The organism is Oceanotoga teriensis (assembly GCF_003148465.1).
Classification (GTDB): domain Bacteria; phylum Thermotogota; class Thermotogae; order Petrotogales; family Petrotogaceae; genus Oceanotoga; species Oceanotoga teriensis.
Window position 1 is genome coordinate 1 of the sequence record NZ_QGGI01000019.1, and the last position, 23,708, is coordinate 23,708.

Sequence of the window (23,708 nt, forward strand, 5' to 3'; positions counted from 1 at the left end):
AACTGCTGAAAGTGTTAATTCTAACTCTGAAAATCTCATTAAAATATCTGAAGATTTGATTCAAAAAATTAAATTATTTAAAATATAAAAACAAATATTAAGCATAAAAACAAAAAAAGAAATCGTTATTTTTTAATACGGTTTCTTTTTTTTATTAAAACACATTATTTTATAAAAAACTAAAAATAATATATGTTTTACTAAAAAATATATTAAGCTATAATTATTTTGAAAGCTTTATAAAAAGGGGGTATATAAATGAAAATAACACAAAGGCAATCAGATTTTTTAAAAATTCTTTTAAACGATGAAAATATAAACATAAATAAAATCTCTGATCTATTGAATGTTAGCCCTCAAACGGTAAAACAAGAAATACAAGATTTAAAAAAACTTTTCATAAAATATGAAATAGAAATTTATCTAAACAATAAAAATGAAATAATACTATATGGACATGAAAATATATTAAAAATGCTAAAAGAAACAGAAGACTTAAATGAATTTGAAATAGATAATCAAATAATACTTTTAATAATATTACAAAAAAACTATTTAACTTTGCAAGATATTGCAGATGAATTATATACAAGCCGTTCACTCGTAGAAAAACATATGCAAAAAATAATTAAAAAAAATCAAAATATATATTCCAAAAGAAGACATGGAATAATATTCAAAGGCTCTACATTATTAAAAAGAAATATTTTCATAAATTTATTATTTCCATATTTTTCTGGAATAAACTTTAAAAAAGAAATATCAAAATTTAATGAAATACATTTTCCAATACTAAATTATTTAAATGAAAAAACCATAAACAATACTATAAAAATAATAGAAGAAATATTAAAAATTGAAATGTACACCGATGAATCAACCAATAAAATTTTTCTCTCTATCTTACTTTTAATATATGAAAAAGAAAACAATATTCAATACATAAAAGATCCCATAATAAAAGAATATGATAAAAATTCTAAATATGAAATAATAATAAATAATATACAGAAAATAATCAATTTAAATAAAGACGAAAAAAATTATATAATACATATTTTAGAAAATTCAAAAAAAATAGAATTAAATAATAAAGAAAACATGATAAAAAAAATGTCACCATTAATAACAGAAATATTAGAAATAATAAAAAACACAGTTGGAATAAACCTACAAAATGATCAAATATTGATAAAAAATTTTTCTACACATGTTTATACATCTTTAATAGAAAAAATAAAATTTCAAGAATTAATAGATGTAAAAAATACCTTTAAGGAGTTTAAACGACAATATCCACTTGCTTATGAAATGGCGACAATATCAGCTCAATTCATAGAAAAAAAGTATAATATTTCTTTATCTCAAGAAGACATAGTATATTTCACAATACACTTTCAATCAGCACTCGAAAGATCTAAAGAAAAAACAAGAAAAGTAAAAACTATAATAATATGCCATTATGGAATTTCAGTTTCAGAATTAATAAAATTAAAATTAAATAGATTATTTCCAGAATTACAAATAAAAAAAGTATTAACTATACAAGAATATAAAAAAATGAAAGATCAAATACAAAAAGAAAAATATGATTTCATAATAACTACTGAAAAAATCATTGAAGAAAAAATCCCCCTAATTTATGTAACTCCAATGCTCTTAGAACAAGAATTAAACAAAATAAGAAAAGTAATAAACTGTAAAAAAATAAATAATATTCTCACGATAAAAGTATTAGAATCAAAAATAATAAACACAAATCAAAAAAATGTAAAAAACATAATAATAGAAGGCATTAAATATTTAATAGAAAACAATTATGTAAAAAAAGAATATTTAAATTCTGTTCTCGAAAGAGAAAAAATCTCTTCAACAAATTTAAATACTATAGCTATACCCCATGGGAATCCAAAATTTGTAAAGGAAACAAAAATGGTAATTTTAAGACTTAAAAACTCCATAATATGGAATGATTCAAAAGTAAATATAATTTTTTTATTTGCCGCTAGCGAAGAAACAGTAAAATTAAATCCTTTATTATTATCTACTTTTTATAAAAATCTATCAAAAAAAGAGATAGAAGAAAAAATACAACAAATAATAAAATATGATGATGAAAAATTCAGAAGATATTTATCTGAAATAATAAACTATTAAAAATGGAGGATTAAAAATATGATAGAACAAATGCTAAAACCAGAATACATAATAAATGATGTAGAAATCCCATCAAAGACTAAAGAAGATGCCATAAAAAAAATCAGCGAAATATGCTCAGAAAAACAACCCCTAAACGAAAAAGAACTAAGTAAAAGTTTTTTAAAAAGAGAAAAAATTGACTCAACAGGCTTTGGCAATCACATTGCAATACCTCATGCAAAAATAAAAAAACTTAAATCACCTATGATATCTATAATAAGATTCAAAGAAGAAATAAATTGGAATTCAATAGATGAAAAACCAGTAAAAGTTGCAATAGCTCTAGTAATGCCATATTCTGATGAACAAAATATGCATTTAAAAATAATATCAAAATTTGCAAGAAATCTTGTAAATGAAGATTTTTTAAACAAATTAATAAAAGAAAAAGATAGTAAAAAATTATATAAATACATAATAGAAAAACTGGGGGAATAAATATGAAAATTATTGGAGTTACAAAATGTCCTACTGGAATAGCTCATACATATATCGCCGCTGAAAAAATCGAACAAACTGCAAAAAAATTGGGCTATGAAGTAAAAGTAGAAACACAAGGTTCTCAAGGGACAGAAAACAAATTAACTTCTGAAGAAATAAAAAATGCAGATTATGTGATAATAGCTGCCGATGTTGCAATAGATGAAAAAGAAAGATTTGATGGAAAATACATAACTGAAATATCTATAAAAAATATAATAAAAAATCCAGAAACAATAATAAAAAACTTAAAAAATTCTTCAATTCTTTATAAAGAAAAAAACACCCAAACAAATAAAGATTCAGCAAAAAACTCAAATGCCATAAAACAATTGATGAATGGTGCATCACATATGATACCATTTGTTGTTGTGGGAGGACTTTTCATAGCTTTAGCACTTGCGATTGGTGGAATTCCCACATCAGAAGGAATGATAATAAAATCAACTTTTTGGAACAAAGTAAATCAAATAGGAGCACTTGGTTTTGATTTAATGTACCCCATACTTGCAGGGTTTATAGCATTTTCAATATCGGGAAGAGCTTCATTAGCACCAGCAATGATATCGGCAAAAGTTGCAGTATCTCCTGAAATTCTTGGAACAGAAGCAGGAACTGGATTTTTAGGTTGTATAGTTGTTGGATATGCTGCAGGATATCTTGTAAAATGGATGAATAGCTGGAAAGTTCCAAAAACAATTAAACCAGTAATGCCAATATTTGTAATACCTTTGCTTGGAGTAGGAATAATATCTTCGGCATTCATATTAATACTTGGAAAACCGGTAGCATGGTTAATGACAAATCTAAACATATTTTTGGGAACATTATCTGAAAACTCCTCAACTGGAATACTTCTTGGAATAATACTTGGAGCATTGGTAGCAATAGATATGGGAGGTCCTTTTAATAAAGTTGCATTTTTATTTGGTGTTGCTTCAATAACAGAAGGAAACCCTCAAATAATGGGAGCTGTTGCCTGTGCAATACCTGTACCACCTCTAGCAATGGGACTTGCAACCTTAATAAATAAAAATGTTTTTACAGATGAAGAAAAAGGATCTGGAATATCAGCATTATTAATGGGTTTAATAGGAATAACAGAAGGGGCTATTCCATTCGCTTCTGCAGATCCAAAAAGAGTTTTACCGAGTATAATTATTGGTAGTTCTGTAGCTTCATCGCTTGGAATGATTTTTAATATAACAGACAATGTTCCTCATGGTGGTCCTATAGTAGGATTTCTTGGTGCAACAAATAATCTACCATTATTTTTAACATGTATTGCTATAGGTAGCTTAGTATCTGCAATGATGATAGTAATTCTAAAAAATAAAAAATTAAAAAAATTATCTTAAACCCATACATCCAAATAGTTAAATAAAACTATTTGGATGTATTTTTATTCTATAAACTTCCATTATTTTCAATTTTATATCATTACTTAATTTGTATATAAACCTCCATATAATATAAAATATAATTAATAAAAGGAGATGATGAAATGATTCTAATTAAAAATATAGAAGTATATGCTCCAGAAAAAATTGGAGAAAAAGACGTTTTAATAACAGGAAACAAAATATATAAAATAAGTAATGAAATATCATTAAACACAAACTTAAAAATAAAAGTTATCGATGGAAAAAATAAAATATTAATACCTGGATTTATAGATTCACATGTACATATTTTAGGCGGTGGTGGTGAAGGTGGATATAAAACCAGAACACCTGAAATAACTCTAACAGATCTGACAAAACATGGAATAACAACGGTGATAGGTTGTCTTGGTACAGATGGAACAACAAGAACTATGAGCAATTTAATAGCAAAAGCAAAAGGTTTAAAGGAAGAAGGAATAAGTTGCTATATTTATACTGGATCTTATCAATTTCCAGTAAAAACATTAACTCAAAATATACAAGACGATATAATATTAATAGAAGAGATAATAGGAGTTGGAGAATTGGCATTATCGGATCATAGATCTTCGCATCCATCAATAGAAGATTTAGTCAAAGTAGCTTCACAAGCAAGAGTTGGTGGAATTCTCTCCAATAAAGCCGGAATAATAAATATTCATTTAGGAGATGGAAAAGAAAATTTTTCTAAAATACTACAAGTTGTTGAAAATACAGAAATTCCTATAACACAATTTTTACCAACACATTGTACAAGAAACCCAAAAGTTTTTGAAGAAGCTCTAAAATATGCGAAAAAAGGTGGCTATATAGACTTTACAACGAGTACAACCCATAAATTTTTAGAAAATGGAGAAACAAAATGTTCTAAAGCTTTAAAAATAACACTTGAAAAAAACATTCCAATAGAAAATATAACCTTTACTTCTGATGGACAGGGAAGCTTACCAAAATTCGATTCAAAAGGAAATTTTATTGGACTCGACATAGGAAAATCATCTTCTTTATACGAAGAAGTTAAAAATGCGATAATAAAAGAAAATATTCCTATAGAAAAAGCAATAAAAGTTATAACAGAAAATCCCGCAAAAATATTAAAATTAAAAAATAAAGGAACCATAGAAGAACAAAAAGATGCCGATATAGTCATATTAGACAAAGATTTAGAAATAAATACAGTGATATCAATGGGAAAAATAATGATAGAAAATAAAAAAATAAAAGTAAAAAACACTTTCATATAAAAAAATTAATTTAACTATTTAATACCTCTTTTTTTAGCTTCCATAGATTCATTTAAATGAACTAAATTATGCCTTGTTGCTGGCATTAAAATGATACCGGCAACGTTTTTTTTACCCCAAAAATCTATCAACCAAACAGATTTTTCTGTTTCTAAAACAGCTTTTTCATCTATAATTCTTTTAAGACTATCTTCTGAAAACTTCCTCTTAAAATCTTCAAATTTTAATTTTTTAATTATATCTCTTGTTTTTTCTCCAACCAAATCTCTATATTCTTTAAGAGCAATCATATTGATTTCATTACTAAAATGGAGTATTTCTTCTTCAGACAAAGAATTACCGGTATCAGTAATTTTAGAATTCAACCTCTCATATACACCAGAAGAAACTAAAACCTGTTGATCATTATTCACAAGTATATTCATAGTAATATCTTCTATTCTTGTAGAATGCCAAATACCATAGGCTATGGTTCTCCCTTTCTTTTGAACAGCTCTTTTAAAAGTCAACTCATCGAGATCTTTCCATAAATCATCTTCAAAAGTTTCTAAACCTATATCGCTTATATTTGAAGAATGAACCATTGCATGAAGCTTTAAACATAAATCAATACTCTCATTAAAAAAACTCTTTTTTAATATAATACTTCTGAGATACTTCAACTGAGCATTCCAAACTTTTCTATCCATTTTTATCCCCCCATAAAAATCATTTAATACTTTAGTATACTATAATTATAACTCTAAATCTAAAAAAAACAATATTTTTAATAAAAAACAAATTATTACTATTTAGAAGCATTTATCAACCAAAAAATGAAAATATGTATAAATTAAGAGCTTGCTAAATTAATAACAAATATGGTATAATAGTCACCGAAAGTAACTACTAAAATAGAGGTTGATAAAATGGAAAATATTTTAAACACATTAAAAATGTTCGGATTCACAGAATATGAATCAAAAGTGTATATAACTCTTTTAAAAACGGGAAAATCATCTGGTTATGAAATAAGTAAAAATTCTTCAGTTCCAAGATCCAAAGTATATAACATACTTGAAATTCTAATAAAAAAAGGATGTATAGTTCACACAAAAAATACAAATCCTATCTATTATGATGCAATTCCAATAAATGAATTAATAAAAAACTTAGAATACAAATACAATAAAGCTTTAGAAAATATAAGTTATGAATTAAATGAATACAACAGAAAAGTTGATATGGATAATATGTGGCATATAGAAGGGTACGAAAATACATTTAACAAATGTAGAAATATGATACAAAACACAAAAAACGAACTTTACTTACAAATTTGGGAAGAAGATTATAAAGAAATAAAAGAAGATTTAGAAAAATTTGAAAGTAGTGGAAAAAAACTTCTATTAATATTTTATAGTAAAAACCATAATTACAAATTAAACATAAAAAATTATTACCCACATGGTTTTGAAGATGAAAAAGAAAAAGAATTCGGTGGTAGATGGATTAATATAGTATCAGATTCAAATCAAGTAATATTTGGCCATATAAAAAATACTAAAAACGCTGAAGTAATATGGACAGAAAGCAATTCTTTGATATTTCTGGCAAAAGAATATATAAAACATGATGCTTATACATTAAAAATAATAGAAAAATTTGGAAAAGTTTTAGAAGAAGAGTATCACTATTCTGATAAAGATTTTAGAAACATATTTGAAAAGTTAGAAATTAAATAGAGTTTCAAAAAGCTATACCTCAAAAAATAATTAATAAAATTATAAATAATTCTTTGAAAGGAGGTCAATATAGTATAAAATTTTTCTTTATGGAGGTATAGAAGCATGGTAAGCATACTTTTGATTTTGATAGTTGTTGTTAACGGATTTTTTGGATTTATATTTTTCAAAGACTTCATAAAAAATAAAAATGAAGCATTTAAAGAAAAGGGAAATGGTTTATTCTTATCTATTTGGTCCATAGTTTTATATTTTTTATCAACATTTGGAATATCCGATTTTGCACTTTCAACAGTTTTATACAGAAAAAGTGGATTGGTAACAGATAAAAAACTTCCAGGCACATTAAACACTCAATGCGTTATACCAGTTGCAATAATGGCATTGTCTTATATTTCTGTAATAAAAGTAGATGTTTTAACTCTAATATTGTGTATTATTTCTCAAATGATAGGTGCTTATCTTGGCCCAAGATTTGTAGTTAAACTCTCTGAAAAAGCGATAAGAAGATTTATGAGTATAGGTCTTATAATAGCGGCTTTTTTCATACTTGCAGGAAAATTCAATATATTACCATCTGGTGGAAATGAAACAGGATTAAGAGGTATAAAATTAATAATAGCTATGATTTCATTATTTGTTTTTGGGGCATTAAATAATATAGGAATAGGTTCATATGCACCAACAATGGCAGTAATTTATGCACTTGGATTAAATCCTGGAATTGCTTTTCCAATAATGATGGGAGCTTGTACATTTTCTGTTCCTCTTGGAAGTATAGAATTTGTAAGACTCGGAGAATACTCAAGAAAAATAACCTTCTTCACATCCATATTCGGAATAATAGGTGTTTTAATAGCAGTTTTTATAGTTAAAAGTCTAAACTTAGAAATGGTTCAATGGATAGTTGTAGCCGTAATACTATATACTGCAATAAGCATGATTCTTGAAGAACTTAAAAAACCTAAGACAAAGCAAAATATATAAAAATTTTAATGGAGGTATTTTATGATAAATATATCAAAAGAAAAAATAAAAGAAATATTTAATATGAAAGATGCAATAGAATCAAATAAAGAAGCTTTTATACTTCATTCAAAAAACGAAGGAATAATACCTTTAAGAACTAATATAGATATACCAAAATTTAAAGGACAAAGCTTATTTATGCCAGGATATATAGAAAGCTTAGACATATCTGGAATAAAAATAGTTTCTGTATTTCCAGAAAACATAAAATTAGGGAAAAATTCAATAAACTCTACTATGATTTTATTAAGTGGTAAAACAGGAGAAGTTTTAAGTACATTAGATGGAACATATTTAACTCAAATAAGAACTGGAGCAGTAGCTGGAGCTGCAACAGAAATACTCTCAAATAAAGATTCAAAAATAGGAGCATTGTTTGGAACAGGTGGTCAAGGAGAATGTCAATTCGAAGCCATGTTAACTGCAAGAAATCTCGAAGAAATAAGAGTATTTGATATAGATGAAGAAAGATGTAATTCATTTTGTTTAGAAATGGCAAAGAAATTTTCAATAAAAGTAAAAAGTTGCAAAACTCCAAAAGAAACTGTAGAAAATGCGGATATAATAACAACAGCAACAACATCAAAAAAACCGGTATTCGATTTTAAAGATATAAAAAAAGGTGCTCATATAAATGCCATAGGTTCATATACTCCTGAAATGCAAGAAATAGATGAAAATCTAATAAAAAATGCAGACAAAATATATTTCGATTCAAAATCAGCTGTTCTAAGCGAATCTGGAGATATAATAATCCCATTAAAAAAACATATAATATCAGAACACGACTTCAAAGGTGATATAGGAGAAGTTTTAATTAATAAGATTGAAGGTAGAAAAAATAAAGAAGAAATAACTCTTTTTAAATCCGTAGGAATATCTATTCTAGACATAGTAATGGCAAAAAAAATATATGAAAAAACTTTAAAAAAATGAGGATACCTAAAAATATTAAGAAAATGGCATCCCCAAAAAAATAATCAATCAATCATATTTTATCATATTATTTATGAGAGAAGAACTTTTTTTAGTTCTTCTCTTTTTATTATTTTTTGTAAACGATTACATTTTTCAATGTGATAACATGATATAACGAAAAAAATCTCTATTCACAAATAATATGATATAATCTTATAAAATAGCTGTATTTAGAAGTTGAAAAACGATGAATTTAGAAATATAATTTTATTGTAATCGATTACAAAAGAGGTGTTTTCAAAATGAATATAAAAGAAATAGCTAAATTGGCCAATGTATCAGTCGCAACAGTTTCAAGAGTAATAAATAATTCCAATTCTGTAAAAGAAAGTACAAAAATTAAAGTATTAAAAGTAATATCTGATCATAATTACAAACCAGATGCTATAGCAAAATCTTTAAGAAAAAAATCAACAGGTATTTATAGCATAATATTTTCGGTTAACACAGATAAAATATTTGAAGCCGATTATTCTCAAGAACTTGTACAAGGTGCTTTATCTTACTTTTCAAAACATGAATTAAAATTAATAGTGGATACTCATGGAAATCAAAAAGATCTAATAAATTATTATAAATCTATAATAGATAGCAAAATTGTAGATGGTTTCGTAATTCTTGATTTAAGGGAAAATGACCCAAGGATAGATTTTTTAAACTCTGAAAACTTTCCATATATAGTGATAGGAAGAAATTCAAAAAACAATTTTAATTATATAGATTCAGACAATGAATCGGGAGCATTCACAGCAATAGAACATTTATATCAAAAAAATTGTAAAAATATACTTCACATAGCAGGAAATAAAAATAATCCCGTTGTTGATAAAAGAATTGAAGGTTCTTTAAAAGCTTCAAAACTACATAACATAAATATGGATATACTATACTCTGATTTTTCAGAAGAAAAAGCATTTGAGATATATTTAAAAAATAAAGAAAAATACGATGGTATGTTTTTTGAATCAGATAAAATGGCTATTAAAATTTTAAATGAAATAAAAAAACCTGAAATACCCATGATAGGATTTGATAATATAATGCTTTCAAAATATTTTGATCTCACAACCATAAATCAAAATATTTTTGAAATTGGATATAATGCAGCCAAGAATCTTCATAAATTGTCTCAAGGACAAAAAATAAATTCTATAATAATCCCAACAGATTTAATTGAAAGGGGAAGCACTAACTTATAAGAGGAGGAACAAACAATGAAAAAAATATTGGTATTATTCATACTCATTTCAATAATAACTGCATTTTCTGCGGTAGAAATAAAAATTTCTGGATGGCCTGGCAATCCAAATGAAGAAACAGCCATGATGAAAGTAGTAGAAAATTTTAATAATACTCACAAAGATATTAAAGTTGTATGGGACCCAATTCCAGGAGACTATAAACAAACTCTTTTAACAAGACTATCAGCAGGAACAGCTCCAGATATATTTTATATAGACATAAGTTATTTTCAAGAATTCGCAAATAAAAATGTCTTATTACCTTTAGATTTATATGTAAAAAAAGATAATTATGATATAGATGATTTTTATGAGAACTTAATAGATGGATTCACATCAAACAACAGATTATATGGAATTCCAAAAGACTTCTCAACACTTGCATTATACTACAATGAAGAAATTTTTGATAAATACGATGTTGAATATCCTACATCAAATGATACATGGCAAGACTTTTTATCAAAAGCTCAAAAATTAAAACAGAATGGATATGAAACACCTTTAGTTTTAGATGCAGACTTCAATAGAGCAATACCTTTCATAATTGGAAATGATGGAAAATTAGTAAATGATGATTTATCAACAGCAATAACTTCTCAAAAATCTATTGAGGGAATTGAATTTTATGTTAATCTAATAAACAAATATGGAGTAGGGTTTGAACCTTCAAATGTTGGATCTGGATGGATTGGAGAAGCAATAGCAAACTCAAAAGTAGCAATGGGAATGTCTGGTCCATGGACAAAAGGATTTATAGAAGAACAATACCCAGACATGAAAGATAAAATAAAAGTAGTAGAATTACCTGTTGGTAAAAAAAGAGCAAGTATGATATATACAGTATCATGGTCAATAAACAGACAAACAAAAAACAGACAAGAAGCTTGGGAAGTACTAAAATACCTAACAACAGAAGGGCAAAAGGTTTTTACAGAAAGAACAAGTATACTACCATCAAGAAAATCATTAGCTCAAAATATAAAAAATAATTCAAATAAAGTATTTTTTGATTCCGTTGAATATGGAATACCTTGGACAGTTCCAACAAAAACCGGAATATTTTCAAGAGCAAATGATCAAATAAATTCCTTATTAAAGGACCTATTCTATAATAAAATAACTATAGAAGAAGCTCAAAATATAATAAACCAAAAATATGATGAATGGAATAGTTCTAATTAATATAGGGGGGATAAAAAATCCCCCTTATATTTTAAAAGAGGTGAAAAAATGAAAAGATCTACAAAAGAAGCCATAACAGGATATATATTTTCAGCTCCAATATTATTAACAGTTATAATATTTACATTCTATCCAATAATTGCAGTGTTTTATTATAGTTTTACTAATTATCAACCATTAGAAGCTCAAAAATTCAATAATTTAGTCAATCCTCAAGAAGCGTTAGAATTTAATACTGGATATTTTTCAGACGAATTAAATGATGTGAGTTTAGAAGAATTACAACAAAATTTTGATATACTAACCTTTATAGAATTAGATGTTGGTGTCAATCTCGATGAAGAATCAAAAACAAGCATAAAAAAGTATTTTGATACTCAAAAATTATTAAAAGATTTTAAAAATAAAAAATTAAATCATGAAACAAAAGTTTCAACATTTATGTCTGAATATATGCTAAAAGATTCTAATAAATTCAAAAAATACATTCCAAACTTCATAGGCTTTAAAAATTTCAAAAAAATGTTTTCAGATCCATATTTTACAATCTCTTTATTTAATGCAATATTATATGCTTTAATAGTTGTACCTGTTCAAACTATACTGGCAGTTTTACTTGCAGTTGCTGCAAATTCAAAAATAAAAGGGGTTAGTTTTTTTAAAACAACATTTTTTATACCTTCAATAACCTCTTCAGCGGCAATTTCAATGATTTTTTGGTTAATATATTCTAAACCTGGAGTATTGAATCGATTATTAACAAGTTTTTTTGGATGGGCCGGATATCAGCCAGTTGATTGGTTAAACGAACCTAATACTGCATTATTTGCAATAATGATAATGAATATATGGACAACTGCTGGATATTTTATGATAACTTTCTTAGCGGGATTACAAGATATATCTCCATCGATATATGAAGCTGCGAAAATTGATGGTGCAAAAGATGGAAAAATTTTCTGGAAAATAACAATGCCAATGCTAAAACCCCAAATACTTTTTGTAATGATAATGGGAACTATTGGATGTTTACAAGTATTCGACCAAATATATTTCTTGATAAAAAATATGAGAAATATAACAATCTCATATTACATATACAAAAATGCTTTTGAATATGGAAATATGGGTTATGCCTCTGCTCTTGCAGTTATACTCTTTGGAATAATACTATTAATAACATTCATTCAAAAAAAATTCTTTAAAGAAGAGTATTGAGAGGTGAAAATATGAAAAATAAGTGGAAAACGGCAAGAACCATTTCATATATAATATTAATATTATATGCAATAATATCTTTATTTCCATTCTTTTGGGCGATAATAGTATCTATGACACCCTTAACTTATACAGATGCACAAAATGTAGAGCGTGGTGTAGATATAATGCAATGGCCACCAAAAATAGATCTTTTTAGTTCTGAACCTTCTGCCTTTGGAGCACCTTTAAGCTTTCAAAATTATTTTAAAATATTTGAAGTTGTTCCATTATATGGAAGGTGGATAATAAATACAGTACTATATGCAGTACTATTAACAATAGGAAATATAATTTTTGATACCCTTGGAGGATATGCTTTTGCAAGATTAAAATTCCCATTTAAAAATTTCTTATTCACTATGATACTTGCAACACTGATGATCCCATCACAAGTAACTATGATTCCTCAATATAATCTTATGGTCAAATTAAATCTTGTAAACACCTATCCAGGACTTGTAATACCAAAATTATCAAATATCTTTGGATTGTTTTTGATGAGACAATTTTTCTTAAGTTTTCCAAAAGAACTTGAAGAAGCCGCAAGAATAGATGGTGCTGGTATATTAAAAACATACTTTAAAATAGTACTTCCAAATTCGAAACCTGCAATAGCAGCATTGTCAATATATACATTTTTAGGAGCATGGAATGATTTCCAATGGCCTCTAATAATAACCTCCCAAAAAGAAATGTATACATTAACAATGGGTTTAAATTTCTTTAAATCATCTTATTATACATTTTGGCAATACCTAATGGCTGGCTCTATTTTAATGACAATACCTATGATAATAATATTTTTATCTTTTCAGAAACAATTTGTAGAAACAGGAAAGGTATCCGCAATAAAAGGCTAAAAGGAGGAAACAAAATGATAAAAGCATGTATATTTGATTTAGACGGGGTAATAGTTGATACTGCAAAATATCATTACCTCGCTTGGAAAAGACTTGCAGAAGAGTTGAATATAAACTTTAATGAAGAAGATAATGAAAGATTAAAAGGCGTTAGTCGTATGAAATCATTAGACATAATATTAGAAATCGGAAATATTACATTAAAGGAATCAGAAAAACTAGAATTTGCAGACAAAAAAAATAAATGGTACAGAGAATATATATTAAAAATGGAAGAAACTGAAATACTTCCAGGGGTTAAAATTTTTTTAAATCAATTAAAACAAAATAATTTAAAAATAGCAATAGGGTCGGCAAGCAAAAATGCACTTACAATACTTCAAAGACTAAATTTGATAGATATATTCGATTCCATAATAGATGGAAATAAAGTGAGTAAAGCAAAACCCGATCCAGAAGTATTCATAAAAGCAGCACAAGAAATGCATATCAAACCTGAAGAATGTGTCGTTTTTGAAGATTCTATAGCTGGTATACAAGCTGCAAAAATAGGACAAATGAAAACTATTGGTGTAGGAAACCATCAAACATTAAAAGAAGCCGATAAAATAATAAATGGATTCAAAAATATAGACTTAAAAATATTAGAATTTTAGGAGGATACAATGAACTGGGAAATACATGACAAAAAATATAATTTAAAAAATGTACAAAAATATGAAACATTATTTACCCTCGCAAATGGATATAGAGGCATAAGAGGTTATAATGAACTCTCTTCATTTGATAATAGAGGAAACTTTGTAGCTGGAATATTTGATAAATCAAATGCCCAAGTAAAAGAAATAGTAAATCTTCCAGATCCTTTAGAATTTAAAATATATTCAGAAGATGAAATAATAACTTTAGATTCAACAGAAATATTAAAATATGATAGATATCTAAACATGAAAGAAGCAACTCTAAATTTAGAAACAGAATTAAAAACTCCAAAAGGCAAGATAATAAATATTAAATCAAAAAGATTCGTAAGCAGATTTGATGAACATTTAATGATGATAAAATATGAAATAACCCCAATAAATTTTGATGGGAAACTGACAATACAAAATACAATAAACTCTAATATAACTAATTCAAAATTCGATCCTATAAATAAATCAAAACATTATAAAACCGATGAAATAAAAGATTTAGAAAATGGATTATATTTACAAGTCAAAACAAATGATAGTAAATCAATTATTTCTCAATGGACAGGACTTTATTCAGAAAATATAAAAAACAGAAAATTTTATGATTTAGAAACACTCGTAGAAGAAGTATACGAAATATATGTAAAAAAAAGTAGGACTTATAAAATACAAAAAAATTGTTTAATACATACTTCAAGAAATTCTAAAACTCCAAAAAAAAATATATTAAATGATATAAAATTATATAAAAATTCAAGCTTTGAAGAAGAATTCAAAAAACATATAAAAGAAATGCAAAAAATATGGAAAAAAATAGATATAACAATTGATGGTGATGATAAAGCACAAACTGGTTTAAGATTTAATCTATTCCATCTGATATCATGTGCATATCAAAAAGATCCAACAGTCAGTATAGGTGCAAAAGGATTACATGGCGAAGGATATAAAGGCCATATATTTTGGGATACAGAAATATTTATGTTACCATTTTTTACATATACTTATCCAGAAATTGCAAGATCTCTATTACTCTATAGATTCAACACTTTAAAAGGTGCAAAAGAAAATGCAAAAAATAATGGTTATAATGGTGCACAATTCCCATGGGAATCAGCAGATATAGGCCTTGAAGAAACTCCAAAATGGGGAATAGACTATCTCGGTAATCCCGTAAGAATATGGACTGGAGATGAAGAATTTCATATAAGTTCAGATATAGCTCTTGCATATTGGCAATATTTCAAAGCAACAAATGATAAAGAGTTTATGGAAAATTATGGATATGAAATATTTATTGAAACCACAAAATTCTGGGAATCTCGATTAACTCACAATGAGGATAAAGATTATTATGAAATAAAAAAAGTAATAGGTCCTGACGAATTCCATGAACACGTAGACAATAATTTCTATACAAATTACCTCGCAAAATGGAATATAAAAAAATGTTGTGAAATAATAGAAAAATATAAAATAGAATCCCCTAAAAAATACGAAGATTTGATAAAAAAGACAAACATATCAGAAAAAAACATAAACAACTGGAAAAATATTTATAAAAAAATATTTTTATCTTCAAAAAACGATATAATAGAGCAATTTGAAGGCTACTTCAATTTAAAAGATTATAAAATAAAAAAATATGATGAAAATGAAATGCCTTTATGGCCAGAAAACATAGAATTAGACAAACTAAATCAAACACAATTAATAAAACAACCAGATGTGATAATGTTATTATTAATTTTAGGTGAAGAATTCGAAGAAGAAATAAAAAGAAAAAACTATGAATATTATGAAAAAAGAACAATGCATAAATCTTCTTTAAGTCCATCTATGTATTCAATAATGGGTTTAAAAATTGGAGATACACATAATGCCTATAATTATTTTATAAAAACCATAATGACAGATATACAAGATAATCAAAAAAACACAGCACTTGGATTGCATGCAGCTTCTACTGGTGGTTCATGGCAAAGTATAGTTTATGGATTTGGAGGATTTTCAATAGATAAAAATAATATTCCAAATTTTAATCCATGGATACCCAAAAAATGGAAAAGCCTAAATTACAAAATTAATTGGCAAAATAATGTATTAAATATAAACATAACAGAAAATACAATAATTATAAATTCCGAAAGAGAAATTGAAATAAAAATTAAAAATAAATCGCACAAATTAAAAAAAGGTACAAATAAATTTTATTTAAATTAAAAAATCTCCCAAATTATTATATAATATATATGAATAAAAAAACATATATTATTAGGAGGGGATTAATATGAATGAAACAACCGCAGCAATAATAAGCTGGATTGTAAGAATTGGCATAAGTTTTATAATATTTATAGTGGCAAAAATGCTTTCTGGAATAATATATAAAACTATGCTGAAACTATCTGAAAAAAACTCAAAAATAAATCTTCAGTACAAAAAAACCATGAAAACACTTTTAGATATAGGATTATATACACTTGCAATCTTTATAATAGTCTCAGTTTTATTTAAAAATCTTGCACCTGTATTGGCTGGATTGGGTGCATCAAGTATAATAATAGGTTTTGCTATAAAAGAACCTTTTGAAAACTTAATATGTGGAATATTAATAATGGTAAACAAACTAATAATCGAAGGTGAAGCAGTCGAAATAAACGGAAACTCAGGTTCTATATCAGAAATAAAATTAAATCATGTCATATTAAAAACATGGGATGGAAAATTAATAAATATACCAAGTAAATCCGTTTGGTCATCAACAGTTACACATTTCTGGCCTGAAAACATAAGAAGAAATGAAATATCTGTTGGAGTAGCTTATGATACAGATTTAAACAAAGCCATGAAAATCCTCGAAGAATCTGTAAACTCTTATGAAAAATTATATTCAGATGATTCTCATAAACCTATGATATTATTCACTGGTTATGGTTCTTCATCAATAGACTTCATAATAAGATATTGGGCAGAAAGAGAAAACTACATAACCTCAACAACAGAAATAGCAAAAATTATAAAAACAAAATTTGATGAAAATAATATAGAAATTCCTTTCAATCAATTAGATCTTCATATAAAAGATGGCAATATACAATAATCGGAGAGTTATCTCTCCGATTATTTTAATATTAATAATAAACACATTTCTTATTAACTATAAATTTGATATAATAATCTATGCATAAAAGTTAATAAACACTTATTTTTGGTAAAACTATTTGTTTTTCAAATGGGGAAGCTCGGTGAAAATCCGACACAGTCCCGCTACTGTAATGGCATAAAGCCTAAGTCAGATTACCAGCCAAAAATAAACAATATTACTTATATCACGAGGATGGTATGAGTGACATTATTAATTTAATAAGATTATTTAATGTCCCTACACCTCTTCTTGAAGGTGTTTTTTTATTTTTATGCTAAAAATATTATGAGAGGTGTTATATGAAAAAAACTTTAAGTCTAATTTTTTGTTTATTATTTTCAATTTTAGTATTAGCTTATGAACCAGTCACAGTCAATTTTACTCATCAAGGAAAAGATTATGAAATAACTTATACAAAATCTCCAGAACGTGCTGTAACTCTTTCACATTTCACAACAGAAATGTTTCTTGCTTTAAATCTTGAAGAAAAAATGGCCGGAACTGCATGGGCAGACAATGAAATATTACCAGAATTAAAAACAGCCTATGACAAAATACCAATACTTTCTGATAGATACCCTTCAAAAGAAATATTCTTATCTGTAAATCCAGATTTTGTTACTGGATGGCATTCAGCTTTAACAGATAAAAATGTAGGATCAGTGGAAACACTCATTCAAATGGATATAAAACCATTAATAATAAAATCAGTAGAACCAGATGCAACATTAGAAACAGTATACGAAGACTTTATAACAATAGGAAAAATATTTGATATAGAAGATAGAGCTCAAAAACTCGTAAAAAGTATGCAAAATGAAATAAATGATGTAAGAAAAAAAGTTCCATCAAATGTAAAAAAAGTAAAAGTATTGGCATATGACTCTGGAAAAGATTCAGCCTTTGTAGTGTGTTCTGGTCTTGGTGGTTCTTTAATACAAGAAGCCGGAGGTATAAATATATTTGGTAATATACAAAAAGCATATGCAAATGTATCTTGGGAAAAAGTAGCTCAATCAAATCCAGATATAGTATTAATAGTTGACTACGGAAGTACAACCTATGAACAAAAAGTACAATTCTTAAAAGAAAATCCTGCAACAAAAGATTTAAATGCAGTAAAAAACAATAAATTTGTAAAAATAGGTTTAGCCGATTTATCTCCTGGAATAAGAAATATTAATGCTATAACAACTATGACAAAAGGCTTCTATCCAGAGATTTTTAAAAAATGAAAATAAAAAATAGCACTTTTTTATTTTCCATAATGGCATTAATTTTAATAATCATATTATCAATAATCATAACAATAACTATAGGTCCAGTAAAAATAAATCCTTTAGATGTTTGGAAAATAATAATAAATAATACTTTTAACAAAGAGATATTTCAAATACAATGGGCAAAATCTATAGAAACAATAGTTTGGAATCTAAGACTCCCAAGAATTTTAATGGCTTTTATAACGGGAGCAACTCTTTCATTTGTTGGCGTTTTAATGCAGGCATTAACGAGAAACTCTTTAGCCAATCCTTATATTCTGGGAATATCTTCAGGGGCTTCTGCAGGAGCAGTTGCTTCTATAATACTCGGAATATTTGGTTTTTTAGGTTATTTAGGCCCCTCAATAGGGGCTTTTTTAGGGGCTATTTTATCTTCATTAATAGTTTTCAAAATAGCTCATTCTGGTTCTGGATATTCATCGAGCAAACTCGTTTTAACAGGAGTTGCAGTATCAGCCATGTTCTCATCATTGACAACTTTTATGGTATATACGGCAAAAGATTCTTCAAAATTAAGATCTGCAATGTTCTGGATGGTTGGAAGTGTTGGAGGAGCTAAATGGAATAATATTTTATTACCTTTTTTACTCTTGATAATATCTGCAACAATAATGTATATATTCAACAAAGAACTCGATGGAATACTTATAGGAGAAGATACATCAAAAACTCTTGGAATAAACACTGAATTAATAAGGAAAATAATAATAATAATAAGCACATTACTAACTGGATTTATAGTATCTTTAACAGGAATTATTGGATTCATAGGATTGATAATACCACATATCTCAAGACAAGCTGTAGGATCTACTCATAAAAAATTAATACCATTTTCTATTCTAAGTGGAGGATTATTTTTAATATGGGCAGATACCTTCGCAAGAACTGCATTCAGTCCCGAAGAAATACCTATAGGAGTTATAACTTCATTTTTGGGTGTTCCTTTCTTTTTATATCTATTAAGAAAAAACTCCTATTCATTTGGAGGCAAAAAATGATTAAATTAAAAATAGAAAACTTAAATTATAGTATAAACAATAAAAAAATAATAGAAAATATAAACTTAAAAATAAAAGAAAAGAGTTTTGTAGGACTAATCGGACCAAATGGATGTGGAAAATCAACACTTTTAAAAAATATTTACAAAGTACTAACTCCAAGCAATGGAAATATATATATAGAAGAAAAAAATATAAAAAATTTACCCTCAAAAGAATTCGCAAGAATTGTCTCAGTAGTTGCTCAAAATGATATAATTGATTTTGACTTTTCAATAAAAGATATAGTCCTCATGGGAAGATACTCTCATAAAAAATTATTTGAAAGTAATAAAAAAGAAGATGAAAAAATTGTAGATGAAGCATTAGAGATAGTTGGTTTAAAAGGCTATGAAGAAAGAAGTTTCTTCAGCTTATCTGGTGGTGAAAAACAAAGAGTTTTCATAGCAAGAGCTATAGTTCAACAAAGTGAGTTCATAATACTCGATGAACCAACAAATCATCTCGATATAAAATATCAAATTCAAATAATGAATATATTAAAATCATTAAATAAAACAACATTTTCAGCAATACATGATATGAATTTAGCAGCATATTATTGTAATTACTTAATAATAATGAAAGATGGGAAAATTTATAATATGGGAACTCCAGAAGAAGTTTTGACAGAAAAAATGTTTAAAGAAGTTTTTGAAGTAAATGCCAAAATAAATGAAAGTGAATACACTAAAAAATTAAACATCCATTATATCCCATGAGTCTTTGAATCTGCATATATCCCTCGTAAATCTGGGTACTGGAGATATTAAACAAAAAATGCATGGTTTCTATATCTTAGACTAACCATGCATTATTTATAATAATTTTTGTAGTATATTCTCAAAAATATTGGCTACTGTTCGATATCATCTATAAAAAATACAGCATAATAATTTTCTTGTTCAACAAAAGTCAAATGTAGACTATATTTAGTATAAAAAGTTACTTTTATATTATTTATATTAGTATCCTCAGAATTTCTCAAACAATATCTTATTGCTGCTAGAAAATCTCTATGCATTTTAATTCCATAAGGAGTATAATCATCATACACCATTTTATCTACTAATCTTTCATTCAAACCATCACTTTTTGCTTCAACCATAAAACCAAAAAGTCTATCTCTTCTATTTACAGTAAACATGACTACTTTTTTAGTTTCTTTATCTATAAAATAATAACTAAATTCATTTTCAAATTTTTCAACATTCTCATTACCATCATAATAAAGATTCTCCAAATGATTATAAATCTTAATATACATAGGACCATGTATAATAGTCTCTGTAGATTGATCAGTAATATCTTTGCCTGTATCTTCACTCTTATTAATAATTCCCTTTGCTTCATTGTTTCTAATCTTCTCTTCTTCATGAAAATCTATTAATGTCTTTATTAACATAGTTCCAACTACTAATATTATCATTAACATTATTATTAATACTATTTTCCTCATTTTTTTCATCATTTACCTCCACTTATTATAATATTTACTTTGTTGATTATATCATTTTTAATTTAAAAAAAGAAGATGATTTTTATTCATCTTCTTTCAATTTTTAATCATTTATATAATAATTAATAAAATCTTCAAAATTACCCAAAACAATATCTAACTAACCCAAAGAATTATACACAAAATGGTCAAAATGTGGTAATCCGCTGAAAGCTGTCTATCCCACTACCTAACCTGCTATGTATACTATCATTGTGTTTACATTCATCATCACATTCCATGCTCTTCCTATATTATGGGGTATTGATGTATCTGTTATCATGTTTGGTACTACTGTTGTTATGAAACCATCTTCATTATCATATTTTGTTATTACTTGCTATACTTCTATTTTTCCAATCATATTTGTATATCTATCCTATATATCTAAATTATCATATGGTTTTATTTTTGTATTTCCTATTATTGTTATATTTCCATCATAGTATTCTCTCATATGTTCAGATAATTTATTTGCCTATATTATTTTTGCTACCTAACTTATTCCTGCATTATCATCATAATAATCTCTCTTTTTATTTGCATATTGGGGTATATCATTGTCTAAATACTATTTAGTACATACATATTCTTCTCCTTGTATATTTATTATGTTTTGTGATTTACTATTGAATAGATTATACATCAGTCCATTGTTGTTGTATTTTACTTTCTTTCCATATACGTTTATTTGTGTCTATATTTTGTTTATGTTTGTTGTTATATTGTTCTATATTATATGTAGTCTATCATTTACAAGATATGTCTTTTGGAATGGTTCTATATCTCTCATTTGTTCATTTATTTCATATCCTTTGTATTTTAATTCATTTAAATATGTGTTTATATTTCCTATATAGTTATTTAAGTATCTTTCATGTTCTTGTTTTATTGTTTTTATTTTATTTGTGTATTTTTCCTAATATTCTTTTATATGTTTGAATATTTCTATTTTTATTCCAAATAAATAGTTTATTATATCTATATCATAATATTTTATTAGTTGTTTATACGTTTCTAATAATGTTATTATATTTTCTTTATAATTTTCTTTGTTTATTTCTTTTTTTGTTAGTCTATATATTATATTGTTGCATATATGGTATGTCTATTCATAGTCTTTACTTGTGTACACTCTTTCTATTTTTTCTTTTCTTAATTTGTTTAGATGATTCTAAAATAGTCTTTCTAATTCGTACATACTTATTTCTTTTAAATTATACTTGTATTTTTCAAATTCATATTTTGTTTCATCTTCATTCACTAATAGTATATTTCCTATATTTACTTTGTCTCTGTTTGCATATAGTATTTTTAATATGTTTGTCCTAATATTGGTTCATATGGATTATTTATTATTTCTTTTCCAGAGTAAAAGAATATATTTTTGAAGAAATTGTTCTCTTTTTCTTTTTTTTCATAGTACTAACTCGGATAGTACATGTTTGTCGCTAATTCCATGTATTCTCCTTTTTGTTTGTAGTTTTTTATATTGAATACATAGTCTTTATCTGATGTGTATGAGGTTATACATATTATATTTCCATATATTTCTATATGATTTCTAAATTATATATTTGTTCTTAAGAATTACATAACTTATTCCTAAAGTTCTTTATTATAGAGGGATTTAATTTTTTTCTTTTTTTATTATAATTTATTCATATTATGCGGTATAATAGTATATTATTGATGATTTTTGTCCTTTTCTATATATTAAGATTATTAGGATTTTGATTATAGTTCTCTTATTATAACTATTATAGATATTTTTGTTTTTAATATTAACTTTAACAAGGACATAATGAGGTGATTTATGGATTTAATAAAACCAAGAAAAAGAGTTCTCGACTTGTCAAATATTGATATTTCAAATAAAGAATGGCTTTATTTAATCAAGAATGATACAAGACATTCTTTGAGTATTGAAGGTATTGTTTCTAATGAAAAGCAATTGAAGGATATTATTAAAGGTAATTATGATGACGATGACGAAATTTTAAATTATTTTTCCACTGCAAAGAGCATGTATAGTTATGCTATAGAATTGTACAAAGACAAAGAATTTGTTTTGTCAAAAGCTACGTTGAGACATAAATAAAAAACGAAAATCTTTTGTATAAAACAAAATTTGAAGTTAAGATTAACTTTATTACTAAAAGAACTACAAAAAAATATGATAATTCTATTTTATTGGGTATAAAAATTTCTCCAGCTTTTTATAATAAAATTTCGAATGATTATAATTTTAAAGTTATTGTTGCTAAAGATCAGAAAGATATTTTGAGATTGATTAAAATGGGTTTTACAGAGTTATGACAAATGATTAAAGTTTGAAAGAAGATGAATAAAAATCATCTTCTTTTTTTAAATTAAAAATGATATAATCAACAAAGTAAATATAATAAATATACCTCCAA

21 protein-coding genes and 1 riboswitch are annotated in these 23,708 nt (G+C 26.0%); of the genes, 19 read left to right on the top strand and 2 right to left on the bottom strand.

The window, feature by feature from the left end; genetic code table 11:
- Positions 1-258: 258 nt before the first annotated feature.
- The 4 genes from C7380_RS11075 (at position 259) to iadA (ending at position 5,347) form a co-directional block, all read left to right on the top strand.
- Positions 259-2,157, top strand: coding sequence for a BglG family transcription antiterminator (locus C7380_RS11075; protein ID WP_109605907.1), 1,899 nt, complete (start codon positions 259-261; stop codon positions 2,155-2,157).
- 18 nt (positions 2,158-2,175) lie between these two features.
- A complete protein-coding gene (locus tag C7380_RS11080) occupies positions 2,176-2,637 on the top strand; it encodes a PTS sugar transporter subunit IIA (RefSeq protein ID WP_109605909.1) in 462 nt (153 codons plus the stop codon).
- A gap of 2 nt (positions 2,638-2,639) precedes the next feature.
- Positions 2,640-4,037: a PTS fructose transporter subunit IIC gene (locus tag C7380_RS11085; RefSeq protein WP_109605911.1), complete on the top strand. Its 1,398-nt coding sequence runs from the start codon at positions 2,640-2,642 to the stop codon at positions 4,035-4,037.
- A gap of 146 nt (positions 4,038-4,183) precedes the next feature.
- Positions 4,184-5,347: a beta-aspartyl-peptidase gene (gene iadA / locus C7380_RS11090; RefSeq protein ID WP_109605913.1), complete on the top strand. Its 1,164-nt coding sequence runs from the start codon at positions 4,184-4,186 to the stop codon at positions 5,345-5,347.
- Between the two features lie 14 nt (positions 5,348-5,361).
- Here the strand turns inward: iadA and C7380_RS11095 are convergent, their stop codons facing one another.
- Positions 5,362-6,036: a hypothetical protein gene (locus C7380_RS11095; protein WP_109605915.1), complete on the bottom strand. Its 675-nt coding sequence runs from the start codon at positions 6,034-6,036 to the stop codon at positions 5,362-5,364.
- 219 nt (positions 6,037-6,255) lie between these two features.
- Here C7380_RS11095 and C7380_RS11100 point away from each other — a divergent pair, with 219 nt between their 5' ends.
- The 13 genes from C7380_RS11100 to C7380_RS11160 all read left to right on the top strand — a co-directional run bounded on the left by C7380_RS11100 (position 6,256) and on the right by C7380_RS11160 (position 20,512).
- Positions 6,256-7,071, top strand: a complete 816-nt coding sequence (locus C7380_RS11100; RefSeq protein ID WP_109605917.1) for a TrmB family transcriptional regulator — start codon at positions 6,256-6,258, stop codon at positions 7,069-7,071.
- A 105-nt stretch (positions 7,072-7,176) separates the two neighbouring features.
- Positions 7,177-8,058, top strand: a complete 882-nt coding sequence (locus C7380_RS11105) for a sulfite exporter TauE/SafE family protein (RefSeq protein ID WP_109605918.1) — start codon at positions 7,177-7,179, stop codon at positions 8,056-8,058.
- Between the two features lie 21 nt (positions 8,059-8,079).
- Entirely contained in the window at positions 8,080-9,036 is a 957-nt protein-coding gene (locus C7380_RS11110; RefSeq protein ID WP_109605920.1) for an ornithine cyclodeaminase family protein, read from the top strand.
- A gap of 284 nt (positions 9,037-9,320) precedes the next feature.
- Positions 9,321-10,277: a LacI family DNA-binding transcriptional regulator gene (locus C7380_RS11115; protein ID WP_109605922.1), complete on the top strand. Its 957-nt coding sequence runs from the start codon at positions 9,321-9,323 to the stop codon at positions 10,275-10,277.
- Between the two features lie 15 nt (positions 10,278-10,292).
- A complete protein-coding gene (locus C7380_RS11120; RefSeq protein WP_109605924.1) occupies positions 10,293-11,504 on the top strand; it encodes an ABC transporter substrate-binding protein in 1,212 nt (403 codons plus the stop codon).
- Positions 11,505-11,552: 48 nt separating this feature from the next.
- A complete protein-coding gene (locus tag C7380_RS11125) occupies positions 11,553-12,722 on the top strand; it encodes a carbohydrate ABC transporter permease (RefSeq protein WP_109605926.1) in 1,170 nt (389 codons plus the stop codon).
- Between the two features lie 11 nt (positions 12,723-12,733).
- Positions 12,734-13,624, top strand: coding sequence for a carbohydrate ABC transporter permease (locus C7380_RS11130; RefSeq protein ID WP_109605928.1), 891 nt, complete (start codon positions 12,734-12,736; stop codon positions 13,622-13,624).
- Positions 13,625-13,638: 14 nt separating this feature from the next.
- Complete coding sequence (gene pgmB, locus C7380_RS11135) at positions 13,639-14,280, top strand: beta-phosphoglucomutase (RefSeq protein WP_109605930.1); 642 nt, start codon at positions 13,639-13,641, stop codon at positions 14,278-14,280.
- A 9-nt stretch (positions 14,281-14,289) separates the two neighbouring features.
- Positions 14,290-16,542, top strand: coding sequence for a glycoside hydrolase family 65 protein (locus tag C7380_RS11140; RefSeq protein ID WP_109605932.1), 2,253 nt, complete (start codon positions 14,290-14,292; stop codon positions 16,540-16,542).
- Positions 16,543-16,609: 67 nt separating this feature from the next.
- On the top strand, positions 16,610-17,422 hold the full coding sequence (locus tag C7380_RS11145) for a mechanosensitive ion channel family protein (RefSeq protein WP_109605934.1): 813 nt from the start codon (positions 16,610-16,612) through the stop codon (positions 17,420-17,422).
- A gap of 92 nt (positions 17,423-17,514) precedes the next feature.
- Positions 17,515-17,645: riboswitch (cobalamin riboswitch) on the top strand.
- A gap of 121 nt (positions 17,646-17,766) precedes the next feature.
- Positions 17,767-18,702 (top strand): ABC transporter substrate-binding protein, encoded by a 936-nt coding sequence (locus C7380_RS11150; RefSeq protein ID WP_109605936.1) that lies wholly within the window; start codon positions 17,767-17,769, stop codon positions 18,700-18,702.
- Positions 18,699-19,751, top strand: coding sequence for a FecCD family ABC transporter permease (locus tag C7380_RS11155; RefSeq protein ID WP_109605938.1), 1,053 nt, complete (start codon positions 18,699-18,701; stop codon positions 19,749-19,751). Before C7380_RS11150 ends, C7380_RS11155 begins: the two co-directional genes overlap by 4 nt.
- Positions 19,748-20,512: an ABC transporter ATP-binding protein gene (locus C7380_RS11160; protein ID WP_170110830.1), complete on the top strand. Its 765-nt coding sequence runs from the start codon at positions 19,748-19,750 to the stop codon at positions 20,510-20,512. The genes C7380_RS11155 and C7380_RS11160 overlap by 4 nt, the downstream gene beginning before the upstream one ends.
- Before the next feature lie 134 nt (positions 20,513-20,646).
- Here the strand turns inward: C7380_RS11160 and C7380_RS11165 are convergent, their stop codons facing one another.
- Entirely contained in the window at positions 20,647-21,258 is a 612-nt protein-coding gene (locus C7380_RS11165) for a hypothetical protein (RefSeq protein WP_109605940.1), read from the bottom strand.
- A 1,846-nt stretch (positions 21,259-23,104) separates the two neighbouring features.
- Between C7380_RS11165 and C7380_RS11170 the strand changes: the two genes are divergently transcribed.
- Together C7380_RS11170 and C7380_RS11175 are read left to right on the top strand one after the other, a co-directional pair.
- On the top strand, positions 23,105-23,389 hold the full coding sequence (locus tag C7380_RS11170) for a hypothetical protein (RefSeq protein WP_109605942.1): 285 nt from the start codon (positions 23,105-23,107) through the stop codon (positions 23,387-23,389).
- Positions 23,390-23,403: 14 nt separating this feature from the next.
- Positions 23,404-23,607, top strand: coding sequence for a hypothetical protein (locus C7380_RS11175; RefSeq protein WP_109605943.1), 204 nt, complete (start codon positions 23,404-23,406; stop codon positions 23,605-23,607).
- The last annotated feature ends 101 nt before the right edge of the window (positions 23,608-23,708 follow it).